Origin of the sequence: Streptomyces sp. SID12501, from assembly GCF_010550245.1 — a bacterium.
In the GTDB taxonomy this organism is placed as follows: domain Bacteria; phylum Actinomycetota; class Actinomycetes; order Streptomycetales; family Streptomycetaceae; genus Streptomyces.
In genome coordinates, this window is the sequence record NZ_JAAGLU010000812.1 from 1 (window position 1) to 418 (window position 418).

At 73.4% G+C, this 418-nt stretch carries 1 protein-coding gene; it reads right to left on the reverse strand.

The features are described from left to right. Positions 1 to 418, reverse strand: a 418-nt coding sequence (locus tag G3I71_RS48590; RefSeq protein ID WP_343243317.1) for an FAD-dependent oxidoreductase, incomplete at both ends; no start/stop codon positions are given.

Below are 418 nucleotides of genomic sequence, written 5' to 3' on the forward strand. Positions count from 1 at the left end.
GAGGACGGCGTTGACCGTGCCGCGAACCAGGTTGCGCGGGCGGAAGGGCCCGGTCTGGGGGAATGTGTGGGCCACGGAGAAGGGGGTGCCCGCCGCATGCCCCTGGGCGGTCCAGTCGACCGGTGTGACCAGCCCCTCCTCCTCGATCGCCGCGCCTAGGCCGGGCATCTCGCGGCGCTCCAGCTCGGCCAGCAGCTCGTCCCGGTAGCGGGGCCCCAGCTCCCGCCACTCCCGTACGCCCGGCCCGACCTCGGTGTTCGGGCAGGGCGCCAGCACGTAGTGGAGGTGCTTGCCGGGCGGGGCGAGCGTGGGGTCGGTCGCGGTGGGCCGGGTGATGAGGAGCGAAGGGTCCGACATCAGCTCCCCGGTGCGGGTGAGTTCGCGGAAGGTGCTCTTCCAGGCCGCGCCGAACGAGATG